This is a genomic window from Acidimicrobiales bacterium (assembly GCA_035533095.1).
Classification (GTDB): Bacteria; Actinomycetota; Acidimicrobiia; order Acidimicrobiales; family Palsa-688; genus DATLUM01.
The window spans coordinates 1-2,640 of record DATLUM010000076.1 but is presented as its reverse complement, the minus strand read 5'-3'; the positions used below and the strand labels follow the sequence as shown (position 1 = coordinate 2,640).

The 2,640-nt window shown below is 69.9% G+C and carries 5 protein-coding genes; 2 read left to right on the top strand and 3 right to left on the bottom strand.

What is annotated here, in order from left to right; translation table 11 throughout:
• The coding region (locus tag VNF71_10125) for a hypothetical protein (protein HVA74906.1) at positions 1–332 on the bottom strand (332 nt) is incomplete at its 3' end.
• 5 nt (positions 333–337) lie between these two features.
• Positions 338–571, bottom strand: a complete 234-nt coding sequence (locus VNF71_10120) for a hypothetical protein (GenBank protein HVA74905.1) — start codon at positions 569–571, stop codon at positions 338–340.
• 100 nt (positions 572–671) lie between these two features.
• Here VNF71_10120 and VNF71_10115 point away from each other — a divergent pair, with 100 nt between their 5' ends.
• Complete coding sequence (locus tag VNF71_10115; protein ID HVA74904.1) at positions 672–1,226, top strand: hypothetical protein; 555 nt, start codon at positions 672–674, stop codon at positions 1,224–1,226.
• Here the strand turns inward: VNF71_10115 and VNF71_10110 are convergent.
• On the bottom strand, positions 1,183–1,479 hold the full coding sequence (locus VNF71_10110; protein ID HVA74903.1) for a hypothetical protein: 297 nt from the start codon (positions 1,477–1,479) through the stop codon (positions 1,183–1,185). The two genes, VNF71_10115 and VNF71_10110, sit on opposite strands and share 44 nt — an antisense overlap.
• Positions 1,480–1,575: 96 nt before the next feature.
• Between VNF71_10110 and VNF71_10105 the strand changes: the two genes are divergently transcribed.
• On the top strand, positions 1,576–2,094 hold the full coding sequence (locus VNF71_10105; GenBank protein HVA74902.1) for a nitroreductase family deazaflavin-dependent oxidoreductase: 519 nt from the start codon (positions 1,576–1,578) through the stop codon (positions 2,092–2,094).
• Positions 2,095–2,640 lie beyond the last annotated feature (546 nt).

Below are 2,640 nucleotides of genomic sequence, written 5' to 3'. Positions count from 1 at the left end.
ATGAACCCCGGCAGGTCCTGGCCGCGCATCCACTCGGGCGCACCGGCGCCTCCCATCATCCAGGCGTAGCCCGACTGGCCCATCATCCAGCCATACGAGCCGCCGCCCATCATCGAACCCGACCCGTAGCGGCCCATCACGGATTGGTAGTAGTCGTAAGAGGCCGCAGTGGAGCTCGCCGGCGTGGGCTCCGAGCCGCCGAGCGACACGGCGAGGCCCGTCCCGAGCCCCGCCGCCGCCAGCACACCAGCGACCAACGCGACCACCACCCGGCGACGGCGAGGTCGCCTCGGCGGCTGGTCCGTCGTCGAGCGATCGGCAGTGACCGTCATGATCGCTACACCTCCTCCATACACCGGGGATGGCACCGGCCCGGCACGCCCCGAGTCGGAAGCGGCACCAGGGCAACCGCAAGCCGGCGGCCCGCGACCCCAGCCCGGAGCGACCACCAGATGCCCGGCGAGCGGGCAGGGACGCCACCGCCCACCCCGTCGCCCCACGAGCGGACGAACACGACGCCGCAGAGGACGACGACCACAGCGGCGACAACGACGCCGACCACCCAGAACATAGGCCTATCCTCTGCCCCCGATACGCCCAGGGGGTAGGGCCATTCGTCCCCAGCACCAGAGGACCAACGCCCCTACACCGCAGGGGCATCGAGGACGACCATGGAGACAGGCCCCGAGAATCTCGGGACGCAGGCAGGAGGTGACTTCGATGATGTGGTACGGGGGAGGAGGGTCCACTGGTGGGGATGGCTGCTCGGAGCACTCGCAATGGTCGCCTTCTGGGGCGTCCTCATCTGGGCGGTCTGGTACTTCGTCACGGCCGTCACGCGTCGACCCGATGGAGGGCGGTCCCAAGGTGACCGGCTCGAAGGTGACCGGCCCGGTAAGGCTGACCAGAAGCGCATCCTCGACGAGCGTCTGGCGCGCGGCGACATCGACGCCGAGGAGTACCGCCGCCTACGCGACCTCTTACAAGAGCGTGACCACTCGATGCAGAGGCCCAGCGCCCGGTCAGCACAGCGGGCCGCAGCCATTGACCTTGCGCCGGATGCCGGGCCAGCCCCCCCACACGAGGGCGACGTCGCGCTCACCCATCGGGCAGGCGCGCGTCCTACGGGCCTGATACCGAGCGTCGCGGATCTCCGTACCCGTGAGCCTCGGGAGCTGGAGGTCAGCGGCGAGGTTCGAAGCCGGCGTCCATGCCGGCGAGCATGAGCCCGACGACGCACTGGCGTGCTGCCCTGCTCGCAGCGGCGGCGCCGAGCGCATGGAGGCAGTAGTGGGCGAGCTCGCTGGCGGCGACGTCACTTCGTGCCTGTCCAGCGCGGGCAGCTTCGGCGAGCAGGTCGGAGAGGAAACGGGGCAGCCGCGCCTCGATCGGGGGAACCTGGTCACCGTGGTGGATCAAGGCGATGATGTCGGTACTGCCCGCCTGACACGAGCAACGGATCGAAGAGCTCAGTGCCATTCTCGACGCAAGGAGGGATCGTGACCATGTCCAGCACCGACTCCACGCCCAAATGCCGCCATGACACCAGCCTCACTCGCTCCGTGACGAGATCCGATGAACCCTGAGCGGCGCCGGTCGAGCGGTCTGGGCCGGGTCGTCTCCCCGGTGCTTGCAAAGCTCGGGGCACGCCTCCTCCGCCAGCGCTGGTTCGCCCGTGCCCCGATCTCGCTGTTCGACGCCGGGGTCGGCTGGGTCTTCGGCTCGCGCCTGGTCATGGTCGAGCACACCGGTCGACGGACGGGACTCGCGCGCCGCGTGGTCCTCGAGGTGGTCGACCATCCGTCACCAGGCACCTACCTCGTGTCGTCGGGGTTCGGCACGAGGAGTCAATGGCTGCGCAACATCGAGGCGAACCCACAGGTCCGGATCTGGGTGGGACGTCACCGCGCCCTCCCGGCCCACGCCCGCCAGCTTTCGAGCGAGGAGACCGCTGCGACTCTCGCGCACTATTCCAAGCGGCACCCCTACGCCTGGTCCGTGCTCGTCCCGGTCTTCGAGGCGACCCTGGGCGGGCCGGTCGACGACCTCCCACTGGTGGCGATCCAGATCGACCCATTGAGCGAGGCGCGGTAGCGACCGCCTGCGCGTCGTCAACGGGTTCTGTCAACGACCCACCGCGACGCGGACGGGGAGCGCATGGCCGGTTAGCCCGACGACGCGCCGGCTGGCGGGTGTGAACGATCATCGACGGCGCCGCCGACCCTCCGCCCCCGCATGCCGCAAGGAGGGCGCCATAGGCAGCCAGGCTCGCGACAGGAACGACCAGACGGCGGCAACGCTTGGCGCCGTCACTGCCTCCTGCTCCCCCTTTTCGTCCGGCCCGGCGTATGGTCATGTGATCGCCTTCACGTGCACTGCATGGTCCTCGACTGCGACGCCGCCGGCGCCACCGCTTCGTGCGGGGACGCCCCGCGAACCTGCCGCCCGGGAGGACCTCGGCGGCACGGAGACACCGGCCCACGATCGACGCTAAACCTCGGCGTCGACGCTGCGCCTGCTGGTGTGACTCGTAGTAGTCGCACTACCAGGTAAGCGATAGCCTTTCTCCCATGCGGACCCCGGTGTCCGACCCCTCAGCAGCCCGGCGGGCCGAGCTCGCCGCCTTCCTCCGTGCGCGCC

Excerpts from the sequence above, each read along its gene's own strand:
- VNF71_10105 (HVA74902.1), top strand. The coding sequence starts at position 1,576 with ATGAACCCTGAGCGGCGCCGGTCGAGCGGTCTGGGCCGGGTCGTCTCC.
- VNF71_10120 (HVA74905.1), bottom strand. The coding sequence starts at position 571 with ATGTTCTGGGTGGTCGGCGTCGTTGTCGCCGCTGTGGTCGTCGTCCTC.
- VNF71_10115 (HVA74904.1), top strand. The coding sequence starts at position 672 with ATGGAGACAGGCCCCGAGAATCTCGGGACGCAGGCAGGAGGTGACTTC.
- VNF71_10110 (HVA74903.1), bottom strand. The coding sequence starts at position 1,479 with ATGGCACTGAGCTCTTCGATCCGTTGCTCGTGTCAGGCGGGCAGTACC.